Raw genomic sequence first — 26,407 nt, 5'->3', positions numbered from 1 at the left:
CTGTGCAATAGCCGGGTTTTAAGCCTGCCGCGGCGGGTCGCAATCACCCCCTCACATACCTGCTGGCCAGAATCACTATATACTCGGTCGTCTTTTGATGTATTCTTGCCTTGATGAATCACCGTGGCTGTGCGCCATGGTCCAAATCAGGAAAGGACCGTCATATGACCCTCCCTATCCCAGACCAGATCAAGGTTCTTTGGTTTCTGCCGACGCATGGCGATGCCCGCTATCTGGGCACATCTGAAGGGGGACGGGCGGTAAACCTGCCCTATCTGCGTCAGATCGCGCAGGCGGCGGATTCGCTGGGTTACTATGGGGTCTTGCTGCCCACTGGTCGTAGCTGCGAAGATAGCTGGATTGTCGCTGCCGCGCTGGCGTCGCAAACCGAAAAGCTGCGGTTTCTAGTGGCGGTGCGGCCGGGGCTGCAATCTCCGACGCTGGCGGCGCGCATGACGGCAACGCTGGACCGGCTGTCGGGCGGGCGCGTGCTGATCAACGTGGTGACGGGCGGCGATCCGGTCGAAAACGCGGGCGACGGCATTCACCTGAACCATGCCGAACGCTATGAGGTCACGCGCGAATTTCTGGACATCTACAAGGCGCTGCTGGCCGGAGAAACGGTCAATTACGCCAGCAAACATTTCAAGATCGACGATGGCAAACTGCTGTTCGCGCCTTTGCAGAAATCCGGTCCGCCGCTGTTCTTTGGCGGCTCATCGGACGCAGCCAACGTCGTGGCGGCAAAGCAGGTCGATAAATACCTGACCTGGGGTGAGCCGCCCGCGCAGGTCCGCGACAAGATCGAAGGCGTACGCCGCCTGGCCGAGGCCGAAGGGCGCGATGTCAGCTTCGGCATCCGTCTGCACGTCATCGTGCGCGATACCAATGCCGAGGCATGGGATGCGGCGGAACGTCTGATCAGCAAGCTTGACGACGAAACCATCGCCAAGGCGCAGGCGACGTTTGCACGCATGGACTCGGTCGGGCAGCGGCGCATGGCGGAACTGCATGGCGGGCGGCGTGACAAGCTGGAAATCAGCCCGAACCTTTGGGCGGGCGTGGGGCTGGTCCGTGGCGGGGCCGGGACGGCGCTTGTGGGCGACGCGGCCACGGTGGCCGAACGGATTGATGAATATCGCCGCGTGGGTATCGATACCTTCATTCTGTCCGGTTATCCGCATCTTGAGGAAGCCTATAGTTTCGGCGAGCGCGTGATGCCGCTGTTGCCGCTGGAAAATCCGCTGCCGCAGGCCAGCCTTGCCGCGAATATGGGCCCGTTCGGCGAAACTGTCGGCAATGACTACCGGCCCGCCGCCGCGCCCCGTCCCGTGCTGGTGACCGGGGGCTGAGCCGATGAACCAAATGCCCACGCCACCTCTTGCCGCCCGATTGCGTGTTGTCGTGATCGGTGGCGGCGTCAGCGGCGCAACCGTCGCGTGGCAGCTTGCGCGTATGCAGGTTCCGGCCAGCGTCACCGTGGTCGAGCCTCGGGCGGAACTGGGCCGCGGCCTTGCCTATTCGACCAATGAGCCCACGCACCGCATCAACGTCCCGGCCCATCGCATGACGATAGACCCGGACAACCGCGCGGATTTCGTGGAATGGCTGGCAAAGGCCGAGGCGACAGGCAAGATCAAGCCAGATACCGATGCACCCACCGCATCGGGCGACGTGTTCCCCCGCCGCGAGGTCTTTGGCGCCTATGTCGCGGACCGTCTGTCGCCGTATCTGCAATCGGGTGCCGTGCGTCATATCCGGGCGCGTGTCAGCGATATTGAGCGTCTGGCCGACGGCACGCTGCTGCTAATCCTTTCGGACGAAAGCCGCATCCGTGCCGATCAGCTTGTTCTGGCCACGGGGCATCCGGCCCCCGCCTTGCCCAAGGTGATCGCAGGGCTGGCGGGTTCCCGGCATCTGGTTGCCGATCCCTATGATCCGGCGCTGCTTGCCGGGATCGATCCGCATGACCGTGTGCTGATCATGGGCGCTGCGCTGACCTCGGCCGATGTCATCGCGACATTGGAACGGCAGGGATTTGCTGGGCAGATCACCTGCATCTCGCGGCACGGGTTGCGGTCGCGTGGTCACGGCATGGTCACGCAGGACTGTCAGGTCGATTTCACCCAGCCGCCTGCCGGCAAAGTGTCGGACCTGCTGTGCCGCGTACGCCGCGCGATTGCCGAAGATCAGGCCCGTGGCCAGACATGGCATGCCGTTCTGCACCGCCTGCGTGCGCAGGGGCAGCAAATATGGACTGCGCTGGACGGCGATGCGCAGGCCCGCCTGCTGCGGCATCTGCGCACGTTCTGGGATGTTCACCGCTATCGTATCGCTCCGCAGCTGGAAGCGGTGCAGATCCGTCTGATCGAAACCGGGCATCTGGATTATGTTGCGGGGCATCTGGTCTTGGCTATACCTCGCGACGGCGCGGTCGAGGTGACATGGCGCGTGCGTGGTAGCGAATCGCTGCGTCAGCGCAGCTTCGACCGCATCATCGTCACGACCGGCCCCGCCCACGGCCGATGTATCGACGCAAATCCCGCATTGGCTGCCTTGGCGCGTATGGGGCTGATATCCCCCGACCCGCTGGGCATGGGCATCGCGACGGTCGCGGATTGCGTGGCGCTGGATGCGCAGGGTCACGAAAGCGACCGGGTGCTGGTCGCGGGGCCGCTGGCGCGTGGCCATGTGGGCGAACTTGTCGGTGCGCCGGAATGTGCGGCCCATGCATGCAATCTGGCGCGTGACATTGCTGCACGCTGTGTCGGCGCCGTGTCGCTGCGCGCCTTGTCCGACAACATTTCCGACCACGCCTGACCCGTCGGGCAAAAGGACAGAATTACCGGGAGTTTACCATGACCACCCTGAACATCGTCGGCTTTGCCGGCAGCTTTTCCGTGCCTTCACGGACCCGCTCGGTTGTTGAAACCGCCGTCGAACTGGCAAGCGAACGCTTCGACGTCGTGGGCAGCGTCTTTGATCTGGGCGAAATCGGCCCGTCACTCGGGCTAGCCCGCCAACTGGGGGATCTGGAGCCGCAGGCGCGCGAGCTGGTCAATTCCATGATTGCCGCAGATGCGCTTGTCATCGCAAGTCCCGTTCACAAGGGCAGCTATTCCGGCTTGTTCAAGCATGTCTTTGACCTGCTTGATCCGGGGATGCTGCAAGCGAAACCCATCCTGCTTGCAGCTTGCGGCGGCGGCGACCGTCATGCGCTGGTGATCGAACATCAGCTGCGCCCGCTTTTCGCTTTTTTCGAGGCGCAGTCGCTGGGAACAGGCATCTATGCCTCGGATCGCGAATTCGTGGGCGGCAAACTGGCGGACGAGGCTGCGCGTGCCCGGCTAAGCCGCGCCGTCGATCAGTTCGCGCCCTTCCTTCCCGCTCGTTCAAAAGCCGATACGCCGGTCATCCCGGTAGCTGCGCTGACTGCGCTTTGAAAGGAATTACGCCATGAGCATCAAACTCTCGCGCCGCAGTGCCTTGGCCATGGGCATGGCCGCGTTGGCCGCGCCCACCATCCTGCGCGCCGCGCCTGCACGGGAATTGCGTGTCGGCTGGCAAAAGGGCGGCCTGCTGGGGCTGGTCAAGGGCGAAGGCGCGTTCGAAAAAGCCTTTGCCGATCAGGGCATCCGCGTCAGCTGGTCCGAATTCACCTCGGGGCCGCCTTTGCTGGAGGCGATGTCGGCCAACGCGCTGGACTTCGGCTATACCGGCAACGTCCCGCCGATTTTCGCCCATGCAGCGCGGGGCAACCTGCTTTTCGTCGGCGCGGCGCAAGGATCGCATGAAGGCCATGCGATCCTGGTCCCAAAGGATTCACCCATCCAGACCGTCGACGATCTGAAGGGCCAGACCATCGCCTTCAAACGCGGCAGCTCGGCGCATTACGCGACGATCAAGATCCTTGCCGCAGCCGGTCTGACGCTGGACGACATCAAGCCACAGGATCTTGCCCCGCCAGATGCCATCGCAGCCTTCGATGCAGGTGCGATCGGCGCGTGGACCATCTGGGATCCTTACTTCGCGATGGCGCAGGAACGTCCCAATACCCGCGTGCTGCGCACGACCGAGGGGCTGGAGCCGGATTACAACTTCTATTCCGCCAATGCCGATTACACCAAGGAACATCCCGAGATCGTGCGCCGCGCGGTCGAGGTGGTGGCCGATGTCGGCAAGCGTGGACAAGCGAACCTGACCGACACCGGCAAGATATTCGCCAAGGAGACCGGGCTAAGCGAAAGCATCATGACCCGCTTCCTGACGCGCAACGGCTCGGATCTTGGACTGCTGGGCTTCGTCGAACCCAAGCACATCACCTATGAACAGGGCGTGGCGGATCAATTCTACAAGCTCAAGATCATCCCGCGTGAAGTTGACATCGCTTCGGTGGTGTGGACCCCCGAAACCGCAAGCTGAGAAAGGATAGCCGATGAGCGTGATCGAAACCCTCAGCCCCGCGCGCAGCCGCAGCCCCGGCTGGCGCCCCAGCCTGCCGGGCCGACATGCCCTGCTGCCCTATGCGGTGCCCGCTGCCATTCTGATGCTGTGGGAAATCGCGGGCGCGACCGGGCTTGTGGCCGATACGGTGATGCCGCGCCCTTCGACCATCTTTGCGACCGCCGTGCGGATGACGCTGTCGGGCGAGCTGTTCACCCATCTGGGCGTGTCGGCGGCGCGTGCGCTGGCCGGGCTGGTCATCGGCGGCGGCATCGGTTTTGCGCTTGGCGTGGCCAACGGCGTGTCGCGCATCAGCGAAACGTTGACCGACACCACCTTGCAGATGATCCGCAACATCCCGCATCTGGCGCTGATCCCGCTGGTGATCCTGTGGTTCGGCATCGGAGAGGGGGCCAAGCTGTTTCTTGTGGCGCTTGGAGTATTTTTCCCGATCTATCTGAACACGTTGCACGGTATTCGTAATGTGGATTCGCAACTGATCGAGATGGGCCGCGCTTACGGCATGACATCGCGTGAGCTGTTCCGGCGCGTCGTGTTGCCCGGCGCGCTGCCCTCGATCTTTGTCGGCCTGCGCTATGGCCTCGGCATCATGTGGCTGACGCTGATCGTGGCCGAAACGCTCTCGGCTTCGTCCGGTCTGGGCTACATGGCGATGCAGGCGCGGGAATTCATGATCCTTGACGTGGTGGTGCTGTCGATCCTGCTTTACGCGGCGCTTGGCAAGCTGGCCGATACGCTGACCCGTGCGCTGGACCGCCGCGCCCTGAAATGGAGCCCCGCTTATGCAGGCCGTTAATCTTTTGCCCCGCGACATCGAGGTGCCGCCCATGCTGCGCGGCAATCAGGGCGCATCGGTCAGGCTGTCGGGTGTCAGCCGCAGCTTTGACGCAAACCGCGTGCTGGCCGGGCTGGACCTGCATGTGCGCCCCGGCGAATTCCTGTCCATCGTGGGCAAAAGCGGCTGCGGAAAATCCACGCTGCTGCGGCTGATCGCGGGGCTGGACAAGCCTACGACCGGGACCGTCACCGTTGATGGCAAACCCGCCACGCAGGCGGGCGACCGGCTGCGCATCATGTTTCAGGAACCACGTCTGCTGCCATGGGCCTCGGTCGCGGATAACGTGGCCATCGGGCTGCGCAACGGTCCCGATCCCGATGCCGTGGCCGAGGCGCTGGAGCTGGTGCAACTGCCCGACAAGGCCAGCTTCTGGCCTGCCCAGCTTTCCGGCGGTCAGCGCCAGCGGGTCGCGCTGGCCCGTGCGCTGGTCAGCCATCCGGGGCTTCTGGTGCTGGACGAACCCTTGGGCGCGCTGGATGCGCTGACGCGCCTGACCATGCAGAACCTGATCCGCGACATGCACGCCAAAGCGGGCTTTACGGCGATCCTTGTCACCCATGACGTGGCCGAGGCGGTGGCGTTGTCGGACCGCGTGATCGTTCTGGGTCAGGGCGGCATCCTGTCCCAGACCGAAATCCTGCGCGTCGGCCCCGTCACGCGCGGCAGCGCCGAACTGGCCGCGATCGAGGGCGAGATCCTTGACGCAATCTTTGCCGCCTGAAAGGGCACAACCCCGCCTGTGTGATCGCAATCGCGTTAGCGGGGTTGTCATCTGCGTAAGGTCGTGATGACCTGACCCCATATCCGACGCTGAACACCGAAAGCTTATGTTGAAAAGCATTTTGCCGCTGGGTGCGCTTCTTCTGGGGTCCGCATTCCTGTTATTCGCGGGTGGGGTGAACGCCCTGATCCTGCCCATCAGGGGCGAGATTCAGGGATTTACCGCCGCCTCGCTGGGGCTTCTGGGCACGGGCTGGGCCGTGGGCTATGTCGCGGGCTGCATCATGACGCCGCGTCTGGTGCAGCGCGTGGGCCATGTCCGGGTCTTCGGCGCGATGTGCGCATTCGCCAGCATCTCGATCCTGCTGTCGCTGTTGATGATGTCGCCTTGGGTTTGGATCCCGCTGCGCGGCCTGTCGGGTTTCTGCTTTGCGGGTGCGGCCATGGTCGTCGAAAGCTGGCTGAGCGAACGGGCCGAACAGGGTGCGCGGGGCCGCGTCTTCGGCGTCTATACCATGGTCAACCTGTCTGCGACCACGGCGGGGCAGATGGTGCTGACGCTGGGCGATCCGCGCGGTTATCTGTTCTTTGTGCTGGCCGCGATCATCTATTGCTTTGCGCTGCTGCCCACGGCGGTATCGGCAACCAGCACGCCCGCGCCTTTGGCGAATGTCCGGCTGGACCTGCGGGCGCTGTGGCGCAACTCGCCTGTCGCGGTCTTTGCCGTCTTCATGGTAGGGATCTCCAATGGATCATTCGGCACGCTGGCCCCGGTCTATGCGGCGCGGGCGGGGCTGCAGCTCAGCGACGTGGCGCTGTTTGCCAGCGTCCCGGTGCTGGCGGGGGCCTTGGCGCAATTGCCGGTGGGGTTCCTGTCGGACCGCTTCGACCGCAGACTGGTGCTGATCGGGACGGCGGTGGTGGCGTTGGCGGCGGATTTGACCTTTATCGTTGCAACGCCACAGGGCGCGACGGCGAACCTGATCGTCGCCGCATGGTTCGGGGCCATGGTCTTTGCCATGTATCCGCTGATCGTGGCCCATGCCAATGATCACGCACCCGCAGGCACCGCCATTCAGGTCAGCGGCGGGCTGCTGCTGGTCTTTGGGGCTGGCACGATGATCGGGCCGACCGTCGCGGGCTTTGCGATGACGGGTTACGGCACGGTCAGTCTGTTCTGGGTGACGGCGGTGGCACATGCCGCGCTGATCGCCTTTGGGCTGGTCCGCATTCGCGCCCGCACCGCCGTCGCAGCCGAGGATAAGACAGCTTTCCGTGTGGCCCCGGCGACCCGCGCCGTCACGCCCGAAACCGCTGCCTTGCAGGAATCCAGCGACGCGCCGCCGCCCACCGAACGCGAGGCGGCCTAGCCCGCAACCGGCGTCCAGATTACATCATCGATGCGCGGCGCGCCGGTCGCCAGCATCACCAGCCGGTCAAAGCCCAAAGCACAGCCCGATGCGGCGGGCATCTGCGCAAGGGCTGCCAGAAAATCTTCGTCCAGCGGATAGGTTTCGCCATAGACGCGGGCTTTCTCGGCCATCTCAAGCTGGAAACGGCGGCGTTGTTCGGCGGGGTCGGTCAATTCGCCAAAACCGTTCGCAAGCTCGATCCCGCAGGCGTAAAGCTCGAACCGTTCGGCCTCGCGCGGGTCTTGGGCAGGGCGGGCCAGCGCGGCCTCGGCGGCAGGGTAGCGGTCAAGGATCAAGGGGCGCGCGTGGCCCAGATGCGGCTCGACCTTTTCGACCAGCACGCGGGACAGGATGTCGGACCATGTGTCATCCGGTGCAGTGCGGATGTCGGTCTGCGCGCGGAGGGCATCGACATCGGTATCCGCGCCATCGCAGGTCGCCAGCAGGTCGATCCCCGCATATTCGCGAAACGCCTCGGCCACGGTCATCACCTGCGGCGTGGCATAGGGATCGCAGGTCGCGCCGCGATGGTGCAGGGCTTCGGCCCCCGCAGCCTCGGCGGCCAGTCGCAGGAATGCCGCGCAATCGTCGAACAGCACGCGGTAATCGACGCCGACGCGATACCATTCCAGCATGGTGAACTCGGGATGGTGGCGCGGCGTGCGTTCGCGGTTGCGCCAGACATGGCCAAGGCAGAAGATCCGTTCTTCCCCGGCTGCCAGCAGCTTTTTCATGGCGAATTCGGGGCTGGTATGCAGATACATCTGCCGGCCCGTGCCGTCATTGCCGATCATCTGGGTCGCAAAGCCGTGCAGATGCGCCTCATTCCCCGGACTTAGGGCAAGTGCGGAGGCGTCCACCTCAAGGAAATCCTGCGCGCCCAGCCAGTCGCGGATCGCCGCCTGCGTGCGGTTGCGCGCCAGCAGCAGGGGGCGGCGTTCGGCATGGCGTTCGCGGTTCCACCAAGGCGTCGTCATGGTCGTTCCTTTCCAGACTGGCAATAGCGGGCGGGAAACGCTATTGAACCGCAATCTTTGCCGGCTTGCGAATAGCCGGTGATCCGGTATTTGAAAAGCACGCAAGGAAACCAGCCTTGAAAGTCATCGCCTCCAGCCTTCGCAAAGGCAATGTCGTCGAAATCGACGGCAAGCTTCATGTCGTCCTGACGGCGACCAACTTCCACCCCGGCAAGGGCACGCCCACCACGCAGGTCGATCTGCGCCGCATCGCCGACGGCAACAAGGTGTCGGAACGCTGGAAGACCACAGAACAGGTCGAACGCGCCCATGTCGACGAACGCAGCTACGACTTCCTGTATGAAGATGGCGAAGGCTACCATTTCATGGAGCCGGAAAGCTATGCGCAGGTCGTCGTGTCCCCCGACGTGGTCGGCGACGACAAGGTATTCCTGGAAGACGGCATCCGCGTCTTCCTGCAGGTCCACAACGATGTCGTCATCGCGATCGAACTGCCCCAGCGCGTCACCGTCGAAGTGACCGAGACCGAGCCGGTCGTGAAGGGCCAGACCGCGTCCTCAAGCTACAAACCAGCAATCGCTCATAACGGCGTGCGCATCATGGTGCCACCCCATATCGGCGTCGGCACCAAAGTCATCATCAACACCGAAGACTTGACCTATGTCGAACGGGCGAAAGCCTAAGTAAAAGGGGCCTTTGGCCCCTTTTTTCATCCCACGCGGCGGCCTTCGACCCAGACGCCGGTGACGCGGGCGGTGCGCTCCATATCCGCCAGCCGGATCAGATCGGCGCGCAGGCCCACCGCGATCTGCCCGCGATCGGCCAGACCCGTCGCGCGCGCGGGCGCATCGGTCACCGTGGCGAATGCGCGGGGCATATCGTCCCACAGCCGCGCCAGATGGCAGGCGCCCAGAAGCAGGCTGGACGGCACATAATCCGACGAGATGATGTCCAGCAGCCCGGCGCGGGCCAGCACCTCGGCCGCGACATTGCCGGAATGCGACCCGCCGCGGATCAGGTTCGGCCCACCCATGATGTTCAGGATGCCGTGGTCATGGCCTGCCCGCGCCGCTTCCTCGGTCGTGGGGAATTCGGCCAGACGAATGCCGTGGCCCGCGCTGATGGCGACCTGACCCGCATCGGTGTCGTCATGGCTGGCCAGCACCGCGCCCAGACGCTTGGCAGCAGCGACCGCCCCCGCCTCATGCGCGTCGCCAAAGCGGTCGCGCAGATCTTGCAGGCGGGCGACGTGTTCGGCGAATTCCTGATCGTTCAGGCCCTTTTTGCCCTGCACATATTCGGCCAGCTTGGTGATGTCGCGGAACTGGCGCTGGCCCGGCGTGTGATCCATCAGGCTGACCAGCCGGACCCGGTCCCCAGCCCCAAATTCGGCCAGTTCATCCAAAAGGGTTTCGCAGCAGATCTCGGTCCGCAGATGGATGAAATGGCTGATGCGCAGCCGCCCCGCCAGCGCCAGCGCGTTGATTTCCGTGACCAGCGGGCGGGCGTATTTCGCGTAACCCGCGCCGTCCTTGGGGATCGATCCCACCCGCACCGCGTCGAACACCGTGGTGATCCCGGTCGAGGCAAGCTCGCCATCATGGGCGAAGATCGCCGCCGAATGCGGCCAGTCGACGCCGGGGCGGGGCTGGATGTGGCGTTCCAGATTGTCGGTATGCAGCTCGATCAGGCCGGGCGCGACATGGGCGCCGCCGCAATCCTCGGCACCGGCGGGCACGGCGTCGCCTTCGGTGATCGCCGCGATCATGCCGTTCTCGACATGGATCGCGCCGCGCATCACGCGGTCTTTCAGGATCAGCTGCGCATTGGCCAGTATCATCGGATCACCTTGTCCAGCGCGGCAACGAATGTACCGAGCGCCGTTTCGAGAGTTTCGGAATTGTCGATATGCGTCACCGGCAAGCCGTCAGGCAAGGGGCCGGTCTCGCGCGCGATCCGCGCGGCGACCTGGTTGGCATCTTCACGCCCACGGGCGGCAAGGCGGGCGGCCAGAACCTCGGGGTGGGCGCTGACATGGATGACATGCAGGCCCGGCAGGCGCGCCGCCGCCGCAACCAGCACCCGCCGCGACAGGTTCAGAAGCTTCGGCCCCCCGGCAAAGGCATCATGCGGCAGGCCGTAGCTTAGCCCATGCGCCTGCCAGTCCAGCAAAAAGCGGCCATCGGCCCGCATCCGGGCGAATTCCAAAGGCGTCACGCCTTCGAAATCCTCGCCCCCGGCATCGGATGGGCGGGTGATGACCCGCCGCACCAATGACCAGCCGGGCCGCCGGGCCATGGCCGCCAGCATCAGCGTATCCTTGCCCGCGCCGGATGGGCCTACGACCGCCACATGGGTCATGCGTCAAGCCCCGGACGGAAGCCCGTCACATCGACCACCCGGTCGCACAACCGGTCCCGCGCGCCTTCGTCATGGAAGATGCCAAGGATGGCGGTGCCCCGTGCCTTTGCTTCCTCGATCAGCGACATCATCGTTTCGCGGTTCTGGGCGTCAAGGCTGGCGGTGGGTTCATCCAGCAACAGCGCCGGATAGGGGTGGATGAAGCCCCTTGCGATGTTCACCCGCTGCTGTTCCCCGCCGGAAAACGTGGTGGGCGACAGCCCCCACAGGCTTTCCCCGATGCGCAGCCGCGTCAGCAGATGCGTGGCCCGTGCCTCGGCCTCGGACTCGGGCACGCCAAGCGCCAGCAGCGGCTCGGCCACGACCCGCAGCGTGGGCACGCGGGGCAGCACGCGCAGAAACTGGCTGACATAGCCCAGCGTGCCGCGCCGCATCGCGATGATCTGGCGTGGCTCGGCGCGGGACACCTCAAGATCGCCCACCCGGATCACCCCGGCATCGGTGCGGTAATTCCCCCAGATCATCCGCATCAGCGTGGATTTCCCAGCACCCGAGGCACCGGTCAGCGCGACACATTCCCCGCGCCCGACATGCAGGCTCGCGCCCTCCATCACGCGCAGCACCGTGCCGCCCTGATTGTGCAGGGTGAATTCCTTGGCGACGTTTTCAGCGTGGATCATGGCTTAGACCTGCAGGACTGAGGAAACAAGAAGTTGCGTATAGGCATGTTGCGGATCGTCCAAGACCTGATCGGTCAGGCCCGCCTCGATCACATGCCCGCCCTTCATGACCATCAGCCGGTCGGCCAGCAGCCGCACCACGGCCAGATCATGCGTGACCAGTACAACCGACAAGCCGATGTCGCGCACAAGACCGCGCAACAGGTCCAAAAGCCGCGCCTGAACGCTGACATCAAGTCCACCCGTTGGCTCATCCATGAAAGCCAGCCGCGGCCCGGACACCAGATTGCGCGCAATCTGCAGCCGCTGCTGCATCCCGCCCGAAAACTGCCGCGGCCGGTCGTCGATGCGGGTTGGGTCGATCTCGACCCGCTCCAGCCAATCGGCGGCGGTCGCCCGGATATTCCCGTAATGCCTCGCGCCATTGGCCATCAGCCGCTCGCCGACATTGCCACCAGCGCTGACACCCAGCCGCAGACCATCGCGCGGGTTCTGATGCACGAATGCCCAGTCGGTGCGCCCCAGATGCCGCCGCTCGGCCTCGGACATGCTCAGCGTATCGATCGGCCCGTGATCGCGCGTGTCAAAGATCACCTGACCACTATCGGGCCGCAACTGGCCTGACAGGCAACCAAGCAAAGTCGATTTCCCCGAGCCGCTTTCGCCCACGATGCCCAGCACCTCGCCCGGCCAAAGATCAAAGCTGACCCCGGTGCAGCCGATGCGCGTGCCATAACGTTTTTCAACGCCCCGCACCGAAAGCAGGGGCCGCGCCTCGGCTTCTTGGTTCCCCCAAATACCCCCGCCGGAGGCACCTGCCATATCCATCACGCACCCCCTTCGGCCATTTCGGCGCAATAATCCGTATCCGAGCAGACGAACATCCGCCCCCCCGCATCGTCGGTAATCACCTCGTCCAGATAGCTGGTCGTCGATCCGCAGATCGCGCAGGCATGATCGGCCTTGGACGCGACAAAGGGATGGTCGTCAAAATCCAGCGACCGCACGCGGGTAAAGGGTGGCAGCGCATAGATCCGCTGTTCGCGCCCCGCGCCGAACAGCTGGATCGCCGGACAATCATCCAGCTTCGGATTGTCGAATTTTGGAATGGGCGAGGGGTCCATGACATAGCGCCCTGCCACCTCGACCGGATAGGCGTAGGACGTCGCGATCTCGCCATGTCTCGCGATGTCTTCGTAAAGCCGCACCTGCATCAGCCCGTAATCGGCCAGTGCGTGGATGCGGCGTGTCTCGGTCTCGCGCGGTTCCAGAAAGCGCATGGGTTCGGGGATCGGCACCTGATAGACGAGGATCTGATCCTGGGTCAGCGGCATTTCCGGCACGCGGTGGCGGGTCTGGATCACGGTCGCCTCGCGCGTGCGCTCGGTCACGGCCACGGCGGCGGTCTTCTGGAAGAATTTGCGGATGCTGACGGCGTTTGTGGTGTCATCGGCGCCCTGGTCGATGACTTTCAGCACATCCTCGGGCACCAGCGTCGCCGCCGTCACCTGCACCCCGCCCGTGCCCCAGCCGTATGGCATGGGCATTTCGCGGCTGGCAAAGGGCACTTGGTAACCCGGCACGGCGATCCCCTTCAGGATGGCGCGGCGGATCATGCGCTTGGTGTCTTCATCAAGATAGGCGAAGTTGTAATCGCTCATGCCTCATCCTCCGCGCCCGCGCGCAGGCGGCGCACCAGTTCCAGCTCGGCCTGAAAATCGACGTAATGCGGCAGCTTGATATGCTCCAGGAAACCCGTCGCCTGAATATTGTCGCAATGCGACAGCACAAATTCCTGATCCTGTGCGGGGGCGCCCTGATCATCCTCGCCCAATTCATCCCAGCGCAGGGCGCGATCGACCAACGCCATGGACAGCGCCTTGCGTTCGGTCTGGCCAAAGGTCAGGCCATAGCCGCGGGTGAATTGGGCGGGTTCCGTGCGTGAGCCCTTGAACTGGTTCACCGTCTCGCATTCGGTCACCTCGACCTCGCCCAACTCGATGGCAAAGCCCAGCTCGGGGATCTCCATCTCGACGCTGACCGCGCCGATGCGCAATTCGCCGACAAAGGCGTGGTTGCGGGCATAGCCGCGCTGCGTGGAATAGGCCAGGCCCAGCAGAAAGCCTTCGTCCCCCCGCGCCAGCGCCTGCAGACGCAAGGCGCGGTCGGCGGGCAGTTCCATCGGTTCGCGCGTCAGATCGCCCGGTTCCTTTCCGTCATCCGGCGTATCCTCGATCAGCCCATCGCGGTTCAGAAAGCCCAGCACATGCGGGGCGTGCAGCGCCGCGCCGTCGCCCGTGGCCGGAGGTGTCGCGGGCAATTCACCATCCGCCATCAGCCGGAAATCCAGCAGGCGGTGGGTGTAATCGAAGGTCGGCCCCAGCACCTGACCGCCGGGAATATCCTTGAACGTGGCCGAGACGCGGCGCTTGACCCGCATCGCGCCGGTATCCACCGCAGCCGACGCCCCAAGACGCGGCAGCGTGGTGCGATAGGCGCGGATCAGAAAGATCGCCTCGATCAGGTCACCGCGCGCCTGCTTGATCGCCAGCGCGGCCAGATCGGGATCGTAAAGCGAGCCTTCGGCCATGACCCGCGCCACCGCCAGCGCCATTTGATCACGGATCTGGGCGGTATCCAGCGGTGCCTGTTCGGCAGGTCCGCGATGGGCGCGGCCCAGCCAGTCATGGGCGGCATCAATCGCACGCTCGCCCCCTTTGACGGCGACATACATCAGCGCACCTTTGTCGAACGGGGCAGGGCAGCGATGCGGGAACCTGCGGTGAAAATGGCGTCCCAGCCCAGCGGAAAGCGGGCGTGGTTCGCGGCGAAGGCTGCGGTCTTAGGTAGGGCAAGGGTTGCGCTGTCCTTGATGCCGGGGCCGAAAAGCCACGCGGGGGTGGCGTTGAAATCATGCCCGTCGATGATCAGCGTCGCGGCGCGGTCGGGATATTCCGGCGTGCCGATGGCAAAGCGGTCCAGCGGTTGCAGCGCGGCCCAGTCGCCAAGCGCGAATGCAGCATCCGGGGCATCGACCAAGGGCGCGGCGCAGTGGAAGGCGATCCATTCGCGCATATCCGCCGTGTCGTGGCTGGGGGCCAGATGCAGCGGCGTGGTGCGGTCGCACAGCACCAGCAGCACCGTGGCCGCAGCGTCGGACAGCGGCGCGGGGCCATGCCCGCCTGCCAGATCCAGCACCGTGCCGGGGCGCGACATGGCGGACAGAATGGTGCGAAAGCCACGCGCGCTGTCGAATGCCGGCGTGATAAAGCCGCCCGAAAGCCGGGTCTGGGGGGCGTTCATTCGTCCTCTCCTCGGGCGAGGGTGAAGAATTCGACGCGGGTGGCGGCCGCCTCGACCGCGATGGCGGCGCGGCGGGCGGTTTCCTCGGCCCGCAGCGTTTCGATGATGTCGGGGCGTCCCATTGCGTCGATCAGCGCGGCGCGCAGGGCGTGGGATTTATCGCGGCCCTGCACATAACCGTGCCCGACATGACCCGAAGGCAGCCGGATGCTGGCGCGCGTCACAGTGATTTCGCCCAGATTGAAGGCCGCGCCTGTGCCGCCCGCACGCCCCCGCACCATGACGGTGCCGATTTCGGGCGCACGCAGCAGGTCATGCGCGGGCAGTTCGGGCAAAAGTTCGGCCAGTCTTGCGGCGGGGGCGCGGGCCAGCAGCCCCAGCGCATCACGCCGGTCCATCTGTGAAGGAATCGCGGTCATTTGATTTCACCGGTTGTCTATACAACTAGACTTCTTGTAGTATGCCCCAGAGCGGGCGACAATCCGCAAAATGTGAATTTTTGGTGACGACATGAGCCTTTGGCAAAGCATCGCGGATCAACTTCGCGGAGAAATCGCGCGCGGCAAATGGCCACCCGGAATGCGCCTGCCGCCCGAGGCGGAGCTGGCCGCGCGGTTCGGCGTGAACCGCCATACCGTGCGCCATGCCACCCGCGTGCTGGCCGATGAAGGGCTTTTGTATTCCCGGCGCGGGGCAGGCGTCTTTGTCGCAGCCGCTCCGGTCGATTACCCGCTGAGCGACCGCGTGCGCTTTCACCGCAATATCGAACTGTCGGGCAAGATTCCGGGCCGGAGCATCGACACGATCATGACCCGCCCCGCCGGACATGCCGAGGCCGAGGCGCTGGACCTTGATCCCGGCGCGCCCGTGCATGTGGCCGAAGGCATATCGCTGGTCGATTTCAAGCCGGTGGCGCTGTTTCGCACGATCTACCCGGCGGAACTGGTGCCCGACCTGCCCGCCGCGTTGCGCAGCGAAAATTCGGTGACCCGCGCCTTGCAGGTCTGCGGCGTTGATGATTATCAGCGCATCACCACGCGCATTTCGGCCCGGATCGCGGATGCGGTGCAGGCCGGGAAGCTGCAGCTTGAACCGGGCGATCCGCTGTTGCGGACCGAAGGTCTTAGCCAATGGCGTGGCAAGATGGTCGAACGCGCCCTGACATGGTGGGCGGCAGAGCGGGTGACCTTGACCCTGCCTCATCTGCCTTCGTAGCGCGCAAGGAATTCGGCGACTGGCAGTTTGCGGAAGTCGGGCAGGGCATCGCGCAGCCGCGCATGATCCCAATCCCACCATGCAAGCGACAGCAGCCGCGCCCCGATCTGCGGCGAAAACCGTTCGCGCAAAGGCTTGGCCGGGCAGCCCGCAACGATCATCCAGTCGGGCACATCCTTGGTCACGACCGCGCCCGCAGCCACGATGGCGCCGTGGCCGATCGTCACCTCGGGCTTGATGATCGCGCCATGGCCGATCCAGGTGTCATGGCCGATGACCGTGCGCCGCGCGGCGCGGGCGGCAAAGAAATCCGGGTCCGGCTGGGCGTCATCGAAGTAGTATTCCGAGCGATACAGGAAGTGATGCAGGCTGGCCGTCGTCATCGGGTGATCGGTCGGCCCGATCCGTGTCATCGCGGCGATATTGGCAAATTTGCCGATGGTCGTGTTCGCGATGTCGGATAGGCGTTCGCAATAGCTGTAGTCACCGAATTCCGAGTTCAGCACGCGGCTGTCTGCACCGACCTCGCAATAGCGGCCAAAGACGGAATTCACGGTCTCCGCGCCGTTGTGCAGAAAGGGCGCGTCGGGGGATAGTTTGGGCATTCTGGTTCAGCCTTTGATCAGTCTTGCCCGCAGGCGGCCGGACACCCAGTCCATGACCATGACCATCAGCACGATCAGCAGGATGTAATAGGCGACATGTTCCCAGTCTTGCTGGGTCTGCATCGCCTGCATCAGCAAAAGACCGATGCCGCCGCCGGTGATGGCGCCGATGACGGTCGCGCCGCGGGTGTTGGATTCGAAATAGTAAAGCAGTTGCGACAGGATCACCGGCGCGACTTGCGGGATCACGGCCCAGCGGATGCGGGCGATGGACCCCGCGCCGGTCGAGCGCAGCCCCTCGATCGGTTTTTCGTCAACGTTTTCCAGCGCCTCGCTGAAAAGTTTGCCGAATGTGCCGGTATCGGTCAGCAGGATCGCCAGACTGCCGGTCAGCGGACCGGGGCCAAAGGCGCGTGACATGATGACCGTCCAGATCAGCGCATCCACACCGCGCAGCAGGTCGAAAATCCGCCGCACCGCCTGACGCACGACCGCCAGCGGGGTAAAGTTCGAAGCGGCAAGAAACGCCAGCGGGACCGAGATCAGGCCGGCGGCAAAGGTGCCAAGAAACGCCATCAGGATCGTTTCAAAAATCGCCCATGCCACGTCGCCATGATGCCAGATGCCATTGGTCCAGAAATCATGCGCCATATTGCCGATGTTGGACTGGTCCGGTTGGATGCGCGGACCGACGGCCAACGCGCCAAGTTCGCCCCATGATTTGCCGTAAAACTCGCTGGAAAGATCGAAAAAGAACAGCTCCCACCCGGCTTGACGGCGAAACACCTCGGTCCGGGCGCGGGTCACGGTCAGGCGCGCGCCTTCGGGCAGATAGGCGGTGACGCGGCTGTCCGAGATGTTGAAATTCTTGGGCGGGTTCGGAATGTCGGATTCGACGCCCGTGCGGGTCGCGCGAACCTGGTAACTGCCATCCGGCGTGGTCAGCGTCACCAATCCATCTGCGCCGAATTCGACGCTATTGCCCTGAGGCAGTTCGACGCGCGTGCCAGTGGCGGTGTCACTGACGAAATCGGGCCGCTGTTCAGGGGAAAAGGTCGCGTTGCGCATCCCCTCGATCGAGCTTGTGATCTCATCCCGGCGATTGTCGCGTGTGACGTGAATCTTATAGGACCAGAAATCCTGCATCAGCAGGGCGCCGTTATCCAGACGCGCCCGCCCGGCCAATCCGCCAAGGTCAAAGGCCACAGCGACATAGGCCAGATACACGACGACCATCGCAGGCACGCCAAATGACCAGAACCGCTTGCGCGAAATCAGGCGTCCGGCGGCGATATTCGTGTCGATGGTCGCCATCAGATGCGCCCTCCGGCTTGGCCCTGTTCCTGACCGCGCACCAGACGGTTGCGTGCCATCGAGGTCAGTTGGTCAAAGAATACGATTGTGCCGAACAGCAGCAGGAAGATGGCGGCGGCGGCGTCATAGCGGCCCTGACCCCAGCTGATCGCGTTGCGCAGTTCATATCCGATACCGCCCGCCCCGACGAAACCAAGAATGGCACTGGCGCGGATGTTGATTTCGAACCGCAGCATGGCATAGCTGGCCCAGTTCGGCGCAACCTGCGGCACGATGCCGAACCACATGCGTTGCAGCCAGCTTGCGCCGACGGATTCCAGCCCCTCGACCGGCTTCATGCTGGCGTTCTCGGCCACTTCGGAAAACAGTTTGCCAAGCGCGCCGACGGTGTGGAACGCGATGGCGATGACGGCGGGCACGGGGCCACCGCCAAGCACGAAGATCAGCACCAGCGCGATGACCATTTCCGGGTAGGCGCGGGCAATATCCAGAATGCGGCGGAACACCGGCACCAGCCGCGGGAACGGAGCAAGGCCGGATGTCGCCAGCAATGCCATGACCGCGCCGCCCATCGTGCCCAACAGCGTGGAAGCAGCGGCGATGTTCAGCGTTTCCACCAGCGCGGGCAGGGCGCGCAGCATGTGGCCGGGCAGGTTCCCGATCTTGTCCCACGCCTCGCCGATCAGGGCTGCGGGATAGTCCAGCACCTTGGGCAGACCCGCGACGAAACCCCCGGCATTGCGGGAATTCGCCATGTCGAAACCTGCGACCAGCAGGGCCACGAACACCGCCCAAAGCACGGTGCTATAGGCGCGGCGACGGGAAAGCTGGGCGTGATAGGCCGCAGCGATGCGGTCGGCGGGAACGGTGGTCATCGGGCCCTCGGCAGGCTTGGAAACGAAACCGCGCGGGCCTGTTCGGCCCGCGCGTCAGTCATGCGCGGGCGATCAGCTGCCGCGCTGCTCTTCCAGTTTGCGGGCTTCAATGATCGACTGATAGTTGTCGTGCTTCACCGGAGTGAAGCCGGCGGTTTCACCGCCCGCAACGCCATAGGTGCAGTCCTTGTCGGTCTTGATCAGGTTCGCCATCATGTCGGTGAACTTGGCTTTGACATCGGCCGGCAGCGCCTTGCGCACAACCAGCGGACCTTCCGGGATCGGCTCCGAGCGCCAGATTTCGACCATGTCGTTCATATCGACGATGCCCGCATCCACGGCCTTGCGCAGCGCGCCCGAGTTGTAGCCGTCTTCCCAGTTGCCCAGTCCGTCGGCCCAGGTCACGCCTGCGTCGATGTCGCCGTTGTTCACTGCAACGATGGTCTGTTCATGGCCGCCGGTGAACTTGATTTCCTTGAAGAAAGCGCCCGGCTCCATCGAATAGCCTTTTTTCGGCATTTCGACGGCGGGGATCAGATAGCCCGAAGTCGAGTTGGGATCGCCAAAGCCCAGCACCTTGCCTTTGAGGTCGTCCATCGAGGCAATGCCGCTGTCCTTGCGGGCGAACCCGACCGAGAAATAGTCCGAAGCGCCGTCAAGGTTCGTCTTGACCAGCACCGGCTCGACCGATTCCGGGTCGGTCAGATAGGCTTTGGCATAGCCCGAAGCGCCCAGGATTGCGGCGTCCAGCGTGCCGCCCAGCAGACCCTGGATCACGCCGTCATAGTCGGCGGGGGTAAAGATGCGGACCGGGACGCCCAGCGTTTCCTGGGTGTGCTTGGCCAGGCATTCGTTGTTGGTCATACGCTCTTGCGCGTTTTCACCGCCCAGAACCCCGATGCGGAATTCCTTGATGTCTTGTGCGGCGGCGATCTGGGGCAGGGCCAGCGCGGTGGTCAGTGCCAGCAGGGTCAGGGTCTTGGTCATGGCTCTCTCCATGGTGGGGATCAGTCCGCGAGCAGCCGGTCCGCATAGGCGCGGTCGGCGGCGGCAGGGGGCTCAATGGCGGTCGAGGTGGTGGCTTCGCTGAAATCGGCCCCGGCGCCATAGATGTCGCGGGCAACGCCGGTGGTCAGTTGATCCGGCATGCCGTCGAAAACGATGCGGCCCTTGCGCATGCCGATCACCCGGTCGCAATAGCGCCGCGCGGTGTCCAGCGTGTGCAGGTTGGCGATGACGGTGCGTCCGTCTTCGTCATGGATGCGGCGCAGCGTGTCCATCACGATCTGCGCGTTCATCGGGTCAAGGCTGGCGATGGGTTCGTCGGCCAGAATGATCTTGGGATCCTGCATCAGCGCGCGCGCAATCGCCACGCGCTGCTGTTGGCCACCCGACAGCGCCTCGGCCCGCTTGGTGGCCTGTTCGGCGATGCCCAGACGGTCAAGGATCTGGCAGGCCCGGTCGATATCGGCGCGCGACCACATGTTGAAAAGGGTTGGCAGCAGCCCGCGCTTGTTCAAAAGCCCGTGCAGCACGTTCGACACCACGTCCAGACGCGGCACCAGATTGAACTGCTGGAAGATCATCGCGCAATCGGCCTGCCACGCGCGTTTGTCGCTGCCCTTCAGCGCCAGCACGTCGCGGCCGTCGATCATTAGTCGACCGGCGCTTGCATCGGTCAGGCGGTTCACCATGCGCAGCAGCGTGGATTTGCCCGCGCCCGAGCTGCCGATGATGCCGACGACCATCGGACGGTCGATGACGAAGCTGGCGGCATCCACCGCTGTCGCCGTGCCGAAAATCCGGGTGATCTGTTCCGCCTCGATCCGCATCCTGTCCCCTGCCTTTGTTCGGCGGCAGGAATGCGCCCCGTTCGTGACATTCGGCTGACAGTTCATGCGACTGTTTGTGAATGTTTCGTCGTGGGTGCGCACAAGCAGGTGATATGGTGCAATAATCTGAAAACAATTAACAAAATTAAAAACCCCCGTTGTTTCCAACGGGGGTCGTCTTGGTCCGATGCGCTGTGTCGCGCGGGATCAGCTTAGAACGGGCTTTCGGGATAGTAGAATTGCTGCGCGTTTTCCGGCGTGATCAGCTGGCTGCCGATGATAAAGCGGCCGGTCATCGGCGCGTTCGACATGAAGTTCAGCACAGTCATTTCGATCGCCGAGGAGATCAGCGCGGGCGGATAGGTCACGTTCACGGGCAGTTGCTTGTCGCCGTCCATGATGCGCTTGACGATTTCCTTCATGCCGGCGCCGCCGACGACCCACATTTCGTCCTGACGGTTGGCGGCCGAAATGGCCTCCAGCACGCCAACGGCCATGTCGTCATCCGCAGCCCAAACAGCGTCGATTTCCGGGTATTTCGACAGGTAGTCCTGCATGACGGTAAAGGCGTCGTCGCGGTTCCAGTTGCCGTGCTGCATGTCGAGGATTTCGACTTCCGAGCCTTCCAGCGCCTTCTGGAACGCATCCACACGCTCATTGTCCAGCGTGGTCGGGATGCCGCGCAGCACCACGATCTTGCTGCCCGGCTCAAGATGCTCGCGGAAATACTGGCCCGCGACGCGCCCGAACGCGGTGTTGTCACCCGCGACGTAAAGGTTCTCGATGCCTTCCTGGGACAGGCCGCGGTCAACGACTGTGACGAACTTGCCCGCTTCGCGCACGGCAGCGACCGGGGCGGTCAGCGGCTCGGATTCAAAGGGCAGCACGACAAGGCCGTCGATGTTGCGGGTCGCCATCATGTCTTCGATGTCCGACACCTGCTTGGCGGCGTCCGGTGCGGTCGACAGCACGAATTCGATGTTCGGATACGCCTCGCCCATGCGCTTGATGGTGTCCTGCGCGTGCCAGTTCAGGCCGCCCATGAAACCATGCGTCGCCGAGGGGATCGAGACGCCGATCACCTTCTTTTCGGCTTCCTGCGCGAAAACCGCGCCTGCCGTCATCCCAAAGGTCGCCGCAAGCGCCGCGGCTTTCATCAGGCTTCTGCGTTTCATTTCCGGTTTCCCTCCCGTTACCGCTCGTCGGCGGTGCGTTTCTCTCGCTGCAACACGACAGCAAGAACGATGATGACCCCTTGGATAGCCCCATTCAGATACGGGCTGACCAGATCGGCCAAGTTCAGAATATTGTCGATCAGCGACAGGATCAGGACGCCGACGACGGTGCCCCAGACCCGGCCCGTGCCGCCTTTCAGCGCTGTGCCGCCGATGATGACCGCCGCGATCGCCTCAAGCTCCCACAGCACGCCGGTCGAGCCGGAGGCCGAGCCGAGGCGCGGGACGTAAAGCACGGTCGCCAGACCGACCAGCAGGCCAAGCAGCAGATAGGTCATCAGCTTGACCCGGCCCACGTCGATGGCCGAATACTTCGCAACGCGGTCGTTCGAACCGATGGCCTCGACATGGCGGCCAAAGCGCGAGTGGCGCATCATCAGTTCGCCCACGATGGCCACGACGGCAAAGGCGATGATGGGCCATGTGATCCAGCCGATACCGCCGTAATAGACCGGGCGGTAAAGCGTGCGCAGACCGTATTCCAGGGACAGCGTGCCACCGTCCGCCAGCCATGTCACAAGGCTGCGGAAGATGCCCATGGTGCCCAGCGTGACGATGAAAGGTTCGATCTTGGCCTTTGTGATCAGCGCGCCGTTCACATATCCGGCGATCAGACCACCAAGGATCGCGACGCCCATGCCGATCAGGATGGTGCCCCAGTTTTCGCCCACCGAGGGCAGGACCGCGTTCATCGCGATGATGGCAAGCCCCGCAAGGAATGCAGCCATCGAGCCGACCGACAGGTCAAGCCCGCCCGCCGTGATGACAAAGGTCATGCCCACGGCGATCATGCCGATAAAGGCCGAGCGCGCCAGCACGTTGGTGATGTTGCCCGGCGCAAGAAAGGACGAATTCAGCAGCGCCCCAAGAATGACCAGCGCGACCAGCGCGACGATGGGTCCAAGTGTGTGAAGGTCCAGACGTTTCATGCGGCCTCTCCGCTGACGCCCATGGCAAGGCGCACGATGTTTTCTTCAGTCATGGCGGGCCCTGCGACCTCTCCGGCCAAGCGGCCTTCGCGCATGACCAGCACGCGATCGGACAGACCGATAACTTCGGTCATTTCCGAGCTGATGACGATGACGCTGCGCCCTTCGTCCGCAAGCTTGCGGATAAAGGCATAGATCTGACGCTTGGTGCCCACGTCGATGCCGCGCGTCGGTTCGTCGATGATGATGATTTTGGGATCGGGCAGCATGGTTTTCGCCAGCAGCAGCTTTTGCTGGTTGCCGCCAGACAGCTTGCCCGCAACCATGTCGCGGCTTTTGGCGCGGATGTCGAAATCCTGCGTCGCGCGATCCAGCGCGGCTTCCTCGGCCTTGGTGTCCAGCCGCAGGTTGCCGAACCGCTCAAGCGTGGCCAGCGTCAGGTTCTCGCGCAGGCCCTTTTCCAGCAGCAGCCCGGCTTCCTTCCGATCCTCGGTCAGATAGGCAAGGCCGGCGGCAAAGGCGTCGCGCAGGCCGCGGATCTGTATGGGCTGGCCGTTCACCCGGATCTCCCCGGTCGAATTGCGCAGCCCCACCAACCCCTCGGCCAGTTCGGTGCGGCCCGAGCCGACAAGGCCCGCGATGCCCAGCACCTCGCCACGGCCAAGCGTCAGGTCCACACCATGCACGCGGCCCGGCACAGTCAGCCCCTTGACCTCAAGCGCGACCTGCCCGGTGGGCGTGCCTTTGGGCGGATAGAAATCCTCAAGCTCGCGGCCCACCATGGCGGTGGCCATGCCGTCTTCGTTCAACTCACCGCGCATCGCCTGACGCACGACGCGACCGTCGCGCAGCACGGTGATGCGGTCGGCCAGATGTGCCACCTCGTCCAGACGGTGCGAGCAGTAAAGGATCGCAACGCCTTCGGCCCGCAGCCGGTCGATCTGTTCGTAAAGCGTCCCCACCTCGCGATGGGTCAGGACCGCACTGGGTTCGTCCATGATCAGGACGCGGGTGTTGCGCGACAGCGCCTTGGCGATCTCGACCATCTGGCGGTCGGGCACGGAAAGGTCGCGGATCAGCGTGTCCGGGTCGATATGGCTGTGCAGCCGCTGCAGCAGCGCCGCCGTCTGCTTGCGCATCGCTGCGTGGTCCAGCCGAAAGCCGCCCAGTTCGCGGCCCAGAAACACGTTGGCCGAAACCGACAGATCGGCGGCAAGGTTGAATTCCTGATGGATGACGACGATGCCCGCCGCCTCGGCCTCGGGGCCCGAAACGAAGCGGTGGGGCTTGCCGTCCAGCAGCAATTCCCCCGAGGTCGGGTCCAGAAACCCGCCCAGCGTCTTCATGATCGTCGATTTGCCGGCGCCGTTTTCGCCGATCAGCGCGTGAACCTCGCCGGGTTCCAGCGCCAGATCGACATTGTGCAGAACCTGGATCGGCCCGAAGCTTTTGGATACATCCCTGAGTGCCAGAACCGTCATGCCATCACCTCGACCCATGCGCCGTCACGATCGGAAGATTGCTTGGCCGCCGCGATAAAGGCCATGCCCGACAGACCGTCGGCCAGGCCCGGCACGCGGTCGGCATTGCTGTCATCCCCGCGAATAATCGCAGCCACGTCGCTGTAAAGATTGGCGAAACCCTCAAGATAGCCCTCCGGGTGACCCGGTGGCGTGCGGAAGGAGCCCGAACGATCCTGCGCGCGCGTCATGATCTGCGCAGGGCCGTCCTTGGGCGTAAAGACCAGCCGTTCGCTGGTATCCAGCCGCCATTCCAGCGCCGCCTTGGTGCCGAATACGCGCAGCGACAGGCCGTTTTCCTGACCGACCGCAACCTGACTGGCCCAAAGCCCGCCCTTCGTACCCGAGGGGTAGCGCAGCGCCACCCGCGCATCGTCGTCGATCGGGCGACCGGGCACCATGCTGGACAGATCGGCCGAGACATGGCTGGGCGTCATGCCCGTCACGAAGCCGGCCAATTGCCACGCGTGGGTGCCGATATCGCCAAGCGCGCCGGCACCGGCGCGCGCCGGATCGGTGCGCCAGTCGGCCTGCTTGCTTTGCGCGTCATCCGACAGCCAGCCTTGCAGATATTCCGCTTGCACCAGCCGTATATCGCCAAGCGCACCTTCGGCCACCAGCGCGCGGGCTTCGCGCACCATCGGCAGTGCCGAATAATTATGGGTCAGAAAGAAACGCGCGCGGCTTTCGGCGGCGGCCCCGGCAATCTGCGCGGCCTGTTCCGGCGTCGCCGCCAGCGGCTTGTCGCAGATCACGTGAATGCCTGCACGCAGGAAAGCCACGGCGGGCGCGGCGTGCATATGGTTCGGCGTCACGATGCTGACCGCCTGAATGCCGTCTTCTCGCGCAGCCTCGGCCTGCGCCATGTCGTTGAAGTCGCTATACGAACGCAGGCCCAATTCGTCTGCGCTGGCCTGTGCACGGGTCGGATCGCTGCTAAGCGCGCCTGCAACAAGCTGGAAATGCCCGTCCATACGCGCTGCAATGCGGTGGATCGCCCCGATAAAGGCGCCGCTGCCGCCGCCCACCATGCCAAGTCGGATCGGTTTCATAGTCCCAAAGCCTTCTCGATGGCGGCATGGTCCACGTGACTTGCCGCGAAATCGTCGAATGCGTGGGGCGTCACGCGGATCAGGTGGTCGCGGACAAAGGCCGCACCCTCACGCGCCCCGTCCTCGGGGTGCTTCAGCGCGCATTCCCATTCGACCACCGCCCAGCCATCAAAGCCGTATTGCGTCAGTTTCGAGAAAACCGCGCCAAAATCAACCTGCCCGTCGCCGGGGCTGCGGAAACGGCCCGCGCGTTCGGCCCAGGGCTGATAGCCGCCATAGACGCCCTGACGGCCCGTCGGGCGGAATTCGGCATCCTTGACGTGGAACATGCGGATGCGTTCGTGATAGATGTCGATATTCTGCAGATAATCAAGCTGTTGCAGAATGTAATGCGACGGATCGTAAAGCATGTTCGCCCGTGCATGACCGCCGACGCGATCAAGGAACATCTCAAATGTCACGCCGTCATGCAGGTCTTCGCCGGGGTGGATTTCATAACAGATGTCCACGCCGTTTTCCTCGGCCAGATCCAGCAGCGGTCGCCAGCGCGCAGCCAGCGTGTCGAATGCCGTATCGACCAGACCCGGCGCGCGTTGTGGCCACGGGTAAAGATAAGGCCATGCCAGCGCCCCAGAAAAGGTCGCCATGGCTTTCAGGCCAAGCAGGCGGCTGACGCGGATGGCGCTGGCCACTTGCGCCACGGCCCATTCCTGCCGAGCTTTGGGGTTGCCATGCACCGCTTTGGGCGCAAAGGCGTCGAAACCGGCGTCATAGGCGGGATGAACCGCCACGAGCTGCCCTTGAGTATGGGTCGAAAGCTCAGTCACCTCGACGCCGTTCTGGCGCGCGATGCCCAGAAACTCGTCCCGGTAATCCGCAGAGCTTTCGGCCAGCGCCAGATCGATGATGCGCGGGTCTCCCGTGGGAACCTGCACACCCGCATATCCGCAATCGGCGGCCCATTTCGTGATGCCATCCCAGCTGTCGAATGGCTGCTTGTCACTGATGAACTGCGCCAGAAAAAGCGCAGGCCCTTTGATTGTCCGCATGGAATCCTCATTCTCCTCAGGGGCAA

Annotated in this window: 28 protein-coding genes; 9 read left to right on the top strand and 19 right to left on the bottom strand. The window is 64.2% G+C overall.

Going from position 1 to position 26,407, the window contains the following annotated elements:
- The first annotated feature begins 164 nt into the window (after positions 1-164).
- From ssuD to FN835_RS02520, 7 genes are all read left to right on the top strand, one after another.
- Positions 165-1,352 (top strand): FMNH2-dependent alkanesulfonate monooxygenase, encoded by a 1,188-nt coding sequence (ssuD, locus tag FN835_RS02550; RefSeq protein WP_142661633.1) that lies wholly within the window; start codon positions 165-167, stop codon positions 1,350-1,352.
- Positions 1,353-1,356: 4 nt separating this feature from the next.
- Positions 1,357-2,820, top strand: coding sequence for an FAD/NAD(P)-binding protein (locus FN835_RS02545; protein ID WP_142661632.1), 1,464 nt, complete (start codon positions 1,357-1,359; stop codon positions 2,818-2,820).
- A gap of 38 nt (positions 2,821-2,858) precedes the next feature.
- A complete protein-coding gene (locus FN835_RS02540; protein WP_142661631.1) occupies positions 2,859-3,443 on the top strand; it encodes an NAD(P)H-dependent oxidoreductase in 585 nt (194 codons plus the stop codon).
- Between the two features lie 13 nt (positions 3,444-3,456).
- Positions 3,457-4,422: an aliphatic sulfonate ABC transporter substrate-binding protein gene (locus FN835_RS02535; protein WP_142661630.1), complete on the top strand. Its 966-nt coding sequence runs from the start codon at positions 3,457-3,459 to the stop codon at positions 4,420-4,422.
- Positions 4,423-4,435: 13 nt separating this feature from the next.
- A complete protein-coding gene (locus FN835_RS02530) occupies positions 4,436-5,260 on the top strand; it encodes an ABC transporter permease subunit (RefSeq protein ID WP_142661629.1) in 825 nt (274 codons plus the stop codon).
- A complete protein-coding gene (locus tag FN835_RS02525) occupies positions 5,247-6,023 on the top strand; it encodes an ABC transporter ATP-binding protein (RefSeq protein WP_142661628.1) in 777 nt (258 codons plus the stop codon). The genes FN835_RS02530 and FN835_RS02525 overlap by 14 nt, the downstream gene beginning before the upstream one ends.
- A 106-nt stretch (positions 6,024-6,129) precedes the next feature.
- Entirely contained in the window at positions 6,130-7,392 is a 1,263-nt protein-coding gene (locus FN835_RS02520) for an MFS transporter (protein ID WP_142661627.1), read from the top strand.
- Here FN835_RS02520 and epmA read toward each other — a convergent pair.
- Positions 7,389-8,411: an EF-P lysine aminoacylase EpmA gene (gene epmA / locus FN835_RS02515; protein ID WP_142661626.1), complete on the bottom strand. Its 1,023-nt coding sequence runs from the start codon at positions 8,409-8,411 to the stop codon at positions 7,389-7,391. The two genes, FN835_RS02520 and epmA, sit on opposite strands and share 4 nt — an antisense overlap.
- A 116-nt stretch (positions 8,412-8,527) precedes the next feature.
- Between epmA and efp the strand changes: the two genes are divergently transcribed.
- Positions 8,528-9,094: an elongation factor P gene (gene efp / locus FN835_RS02510; protein ID WP_142661625.1), complete on the top strand. Its 567-nt coding sequence runs from the start codon at positions 8,528-8,530 to the stop codon at positions 9,092-9,094.
- A gap of 26 nt (positions 9,095-9,120) precedes the next feature.
- On the opposite strand, the gene FN835_RS02505 is transcribed toward efp, so the two are convergent.
- Genes FN835_RS02505 through phnG form a run of 8 tightly spaced genes read right to left on the bottom strand, consistent with a single transcriptional unit; the run spans position 9,121 to position 15,174 of the window.
- Positions 9,121-10,251 (bottom strand): alpha-D-ribose 1-methylphosphonate 5-triphosphate diphosphatase, encoded by a 1,131-nt coding sequence (locus tag FN835_RS02505; RefSeq protein WP_142661624.1) that lies wholly within the window; start codon positions 10,249-10,251, stop codon positions 9,121-9,123.
- A complete protein-coding gene (locus FN835_RS02500; protein WP_142661623.1) occupies positions 10,248-10,772 on the bottom strand; it encodes a phosphonate metabolism protein/1,5-bisphosphokinase (PRPP-forming) PhnN in 525 nt (174 codons plus the stop codon). The genes FN835_RS02505 and FN835_RS02500 overlap by 4 nt, the downstream gene beginning before the upstream one ends.
- A complete protein-coding gene (phnL, locus tag FN835_RS02495; protein ID WP_142661622.1) occupies positions 10,769-11,452 on the bottom strand; it encodes a phosphonate C-P lyase system protein PhnL in 684 nt (227 codons plus the stop codon). The genes FN835_RS02500 and phnL overlap by 4 nt, the downstream gene beginning before the upstream one ends.
- A 3-nt stretch (positions 11,453-11,455) precedes the next feature.
- On the bottom strand, positions 11,456-12,274 hold the full coding sequence (phnK, locus tag FN835_RS02490; RefSeq protein ID WP_142661879.1) for a phosphonate C-P lyase system protein PhnK: 819 nt from the start codon (positions 12,272-12,274) through the stop codon (positions 11,456-11,458).
- A gap of 5 nt (positions 12,275-12,279) precedes the next feature.
- Positions 12,280-13,113, bottom strand: a complete 834-nt coding sequence (locus FN835_RS02485; RefSeq protein WP_142661621.1) for an alpha-D-ribose 1-methylphosphonate 5-phosphate C-P-lyase PhnJ — start codon at positions 13,111-13,113, stop codon at positions 12,280-12,282.
- Positions 13,110-14,186 (bottom strand): carbon-phosphorus lyase complex subunit, encoded by a 1,077-nt coding sequence (locus FN835_RS02480; protein WP_142661620.1) that lies wholly within the window; start codon positions 14,184-14,186, stop codon positions 13,110-13,112. Before FN835_RS02480 ends, FN835_RS02485 begins: the two co-directional genes overlap by 4 nt.
- On the bottom strand, positions 14,186-14,755 hold the full coding sequence (phnH, locus tag FN835_RS02475) for a phosphonate C-P lyase system protein PhnH (RefSeq protein ID WP_142661619.1): 570 nt from the start codon (positions 14,753-14,755) through the stop codon (positions 14,186-14,188). The genes FN835_RS02480 and phnH overlap by 1 nt, the downstream gene beginning before the upstream one ends.
- Positions 14,752-15,174 carry a phosphonate C-P lyase system protein PhnG gene (gene phnG / locus FN835_RS02470; RefSeq protein WP_142661618.1) on the bottom strand — a complete coding sequence of 141 codons (423 nt, stop codon included), beginning with the start codon at positions 15,172-15,174 and terminating at the stop codon, positions 14,752-14,754. Before phnG ends, phnH begins: the two co-directional genes overlap by 4 nt.
- 91 nt (positions 15,175-15,265) lie before the next feature.
- Between phnG and phnF the strand changes: the two genes are divergently transcribed.
- Positions 15,266-15,970, top strand: coding sequence for a phosphonate metabolism transcriptional regulator PhnF (phnF, locus tag FN835_RS02465; RefSeq protein ID WP_142661617.1), 705 nt, complete (start codon positions 15,266-15,268; stop codon positions 15,968-15,970).
- Here the strand turns inward: phnF and FN835_RS02460 are convergent.
- The 10 genes from FN835_RS02460 to FN835_RS02415 all read right to left on the bottom strand — a co-directional run bounded on the left by FN835_RS02460 (position 15,955) and on the right by FN835_RS02415 (position 26,381).
- The gene (locus FN835_RS02460; protein WP_142661616.1) at positions 15,955-16,575 is read right to left on the bottom strand and encodes an LbetaH domain-containing protein; all 621 of its coding nucleotides are present in this window, start codon (positions 16,573-16,575) and stop codon (positions 15,955-15,957) included. The two genes, phnF and FN835_RS02460, sit on opposite strands and share 16 nt — an antisense overlap.
- A gap of 6 nt (positions 16,576-16,581) precedes the next feature.
- The gene (gene phnE / locus FN835_RS02455; protein WP_142661615.1) at positions 16,582-17,889 is read right to left on the bottom strand and encodes a phosphonate ABC transporter, permease protein PhnE; all 1,308 of its coding nucleotides are present in this window, start codon (positions 17,887-17,889) and stop codon (positions 16,582-16,584) included.
- Entirely contained in the window at positions 17,889-18,764 is an 876-nt protein-coding gene (phnE, locus tag FN835_RS02450; protein WP_142661614.1) for a phosphonate ABC transporter, permease protein PhnE, read from the bottom strand. Before phnE (FN835_RS02450) ends, phnE (FN835_RS02455) begins: the two co-directional genes overlap by 1 nt.
- A gap of 72 nt (positions 18,765-18,836) precedes the next feature.
- Positions 18,837-19,751: a phosphonate ABC transporter substrate-binding protein gene (phnD, locus tag FN835_RS02445; RefSeq protein WP_142661613.1), complete on the bottom strand. Its 915-nt coding sequence runs from the start codon at positions 19,749-19,751 to the stop codon at positions 18,837-18,839.
- A 20-nt stretch (positions 19,752-19,771) separates the two neighbouring features.
- Positions 19,772-20,596 (bottom strand): phosphonate ABC transporter ATP-binding protein, encoded by an 825-nt coding sequence (gene phnC, locus FN835_RS02440; RefSeq protein WP_142661612.1) that lies wholly within the window; start codon positions 20,594-20,596, stop codon positions 19,772-19,774.
- Between the two features lie 212 nt (positions 20,597-20,808).
- Positions 20,809-21,771, bottom strand: coding sequence for an ABC transporter substrate-binding protein (locus FN835_RS02435; RefSeq protein ID WP_142661611.1), 963 nt, complete (start codon positions 21,769-21,771; stop codon positions 20,809-20,811).
- A gap of 17 nt (positions 21,772-21,788) precedes the next feature.
- Positions 21,789-22,760, bottom strand: coding sequence for an ABC transporter permease (locus tag FN835_RS02430; RefSeq protein WP_142661610.1), 972 nt, complete (start codon positions 22,758-22,760; stop codon positions 21,789-21,791).
- A complete protein-coding gene (locus tag FN835_RS02425; RefSeq protein ID WP_142661609.1) occupies positions 22,757-24,241 on the bottom strand; it encodes a sugar ABC transporter ATP-binding protein in 1,485 nt (494 codons plus the stop codon). Before FN835_RS02425 ends, FN835_RS02430 begins: the two co-directional genes overlap by 4 nt.
- Complete coding sequence (locus FN835_RS02420) at positions 24,238-25,332, bottom strand: Gfo/Idh/MocA family protein (RefSeq protein ID WP_142661608.1); 1,095 nt, start codon at positions 25,330-25,332, stop codon at positions 24,238-24,240. Before FN835_RS02420 ends, FN835_RS02425 begins: the two co-directional genes overlap by 4 nt.
- On the bottom strand, positions 25,329-26,381 hold the full coding sequence (locus tag FN835_RS02415; RefSeq protein WP_142661607.1) for a sugar phosphate isomerase/epimerase family protein: 1,053 nt from the start codon (positions 26,379-26,381) through the stop codon (positions 25,329-25,331). Before FN835_RS02415 ends, FN835_RS02420 begins: the two co-directional genes overlap by 4 nt.
- Positions 26,382-26,407 lie beyond the last annotated feature (26 nt).

The organism is Paracoccus laeviglucosivorans, from assembly GCF_900182695.1.
GTDB classification, from domain to species: Bacteria; Pseudomonadota; Alphaproteobacteria; order Rhodobacterales; family Rhodobacteraceae; genus Paracoccus; species Paracoccus laeviglucosivorans.
Note: the sequence above shows the minus strand (reverse complement) of the source record. Positions and strands in the feature narration are given on the sequence as shown.

Excerpts from the sequence above, each read along its gene's own strand:
- ssuD (WP_142661633.1), top strand. The coding sequence starts at position 165 with ATGACCCTCCCTATCCCAGACCAGATCAAGGTTCTTTGGTTTCTGCCG.
- FN835_RS02545 (WP_142661632.1), top strand. The coding sequence starts at position 1,357 with ATGAACCAAATGCCCACGCCACCTCTTGCCGCCCGATTGCGTGTTGTC.
- FN835_RS02540 (WP_142661631.1), top strand. The coding sequence starts at position 2,859 with ATGACCACCCTGAACATCGTCGGCTTTGCCGGCAGCTTTTCCGTGCCT.
- FN835_RS02535 (WP_142661630.1), top strand. The coding sequence starts at position 3,457 with ATGAGCATCAAACTCTCGCGCCGCAGTGCCTTGGCCATGGGCATGGCC.
- FN835_RS02530 (WP_142661629.1), top strand. The coding sequence starts at position 4,436 with ATGAGCGTGATCGAAACCCTCAGCCCCGCGCGCAGCCGCAGCCCCGGC.
- FN835_RS02525 (WP_142661628.1), top strand. The coding sequence starts at position 5,247 with ATGCAGGCCGTTAATCTTTTGCCCCGCGACATCGAGGTGCCGCCCATG.
- FN835_RS02520 (WP_142661627.1), top strand. The coding sequence starts at position 6,130 with ATGTTGAAAAGCATTTTGCCGCTGGGTGCGCTTCTTCTGGGGTCCGCA.
- epmA (WP_142661626.1), bottom strand. The coding sequence starts at position 8,411 with ATGACGACGCCTTGGTGGAACCGCGAACGCCATGCCGAACGCCGCCCC.
- FN835_RS02505 (WP_142661624.1), bottom strand. The coding sequence starts at position 10,251 with ATGATACTGGCCAATGCGCAGCTGATCCTGAAAGACCGCGTGATGCGC.
- FN835_RS02500 (WP_142661623.1), bottom strand. The coding sequence starts at position 10,772 with ATGACCCATGTGGCGGTCGTAGGCCCATCCGGCGCGGGCAAGGATACG.
- phnL (WP_142661622.1), bottom strand. The coding sequence starts at position 11,452 with ATGATCCACGCTGAAAACGTCGCCAAGGAATTCACCCTGCACAATCAG.
- phnK (WP_142661879.1), bottom strand. The coding sequence starts at position 12,274 with ATGGCAGGTGCCTCCGGCGGGGGTATTTGGGGGAACCAAGAAGCCGAG.
- FN835_RS02485 (WP_142661621.1), bottom strand. The coding sequence starts at position 13,113 with ATGAGCGATTACAACTTCGCCTATCTTGATGAAGACACCAAGCGCATG.
- FN835_RS02480 (WP_142661620.1), bottom strand. The coding sequence starts at position 14,186 with ATGTATGTCGCCGTCAAAGGGGGCGAGCGTGCGATTGATGCCGCCCAT.
- phnH (WP_142661619.1), bottom strand. The coding sequence starts at position 14,755 with ATGAACGCCCCCCAGACCCGGCTTTCGGGCGGCTTTATCACGCCGGCA.
- phnG (WP_142661618.1), bottom strand. The coding sequence starts at position 15,174 with ATGACCGCGATTCCTTCACAGATGGACCGGCGTGATGCGCTGGGGCTG.
- phnF (WP_142661617.1), top strand. The coding sequence starts at position 15,266 with ATGAGCCTTTGGCAAAGCATCGCGGATCAACTTCGCGGAGAAATCGCG.
- FN835_RS02460 (WP_142661616.1), bottom strand. The coding sequence starts at position 16,575 with ATGCCCAAACTATCCCCCGACGCGCCCTTTCTGCACAACGGCGCGGAG.
- phnE (WP_142661615.1), bottom strand. The coding sequence starts at position 17,889 with ATGGCGACCATCGACACGAATATCGCCGCCGGACGCCTGATTTCGCGC.
- phnE (WP_142661614.1), bottom strand. The coding sequence starts at position 18,764 with ATGACCACCGTTCCCGCCGACCGCATCGCTGCGGCCTATCACGCCCAG.
- phnD (WP_142661613.1), bottom strand. The coding sequence starts at position 19,751 with ATGACCAAGACCCTGACCCTGCTGGCACTGACCACCGCGCTGGCCCTG.
- phnC (WP_142661612.1), bottom strand. The coding sequence starts at position 20,596 with ATGCGGATCGAGGCGGAACAGATCACCCGGATTTTCGGCACGGCGACA.
- FN835_RS02435 (WP_142661611.1), bottom strand. The coding sequence starts at position 21,771 with ATGAAACGCAGAAGCCTGATGAAAGCCGCGGCGCTTGCGGCGACCTTT.
- FN835_RS02430 (WP_142661610.1), bottom strand. The coding sequence starts at position 22,760 with ATGAAACGTCTGGACCTTCACACACTTGGACCCATCGTCGCGCTGGTC.
- FN835_RS02425 (WP_142661609.1), bottom strand. The coding sequence starts at position 24,241 with ATGACGGTTCTGGCACTCAGGGATGTATCCAAAAGCTTCGGGCCGATC.
- FN835_RS02420 (WP_142661608.1), bottom strand. The coding sequence starts at position 25,332 with ATGAAACCGATCCGACTTGGCATGGTGGGCGGCGGCAGCGGCGCCTTT.
- FN835_RS02415 (WP_142661607.1), bottom strand. The coding sequence starts at position 26,381 with ATGCGGACAATCAAAGGGCCTGCGCTTTTTCTGGCGCAGTTCATCAGT.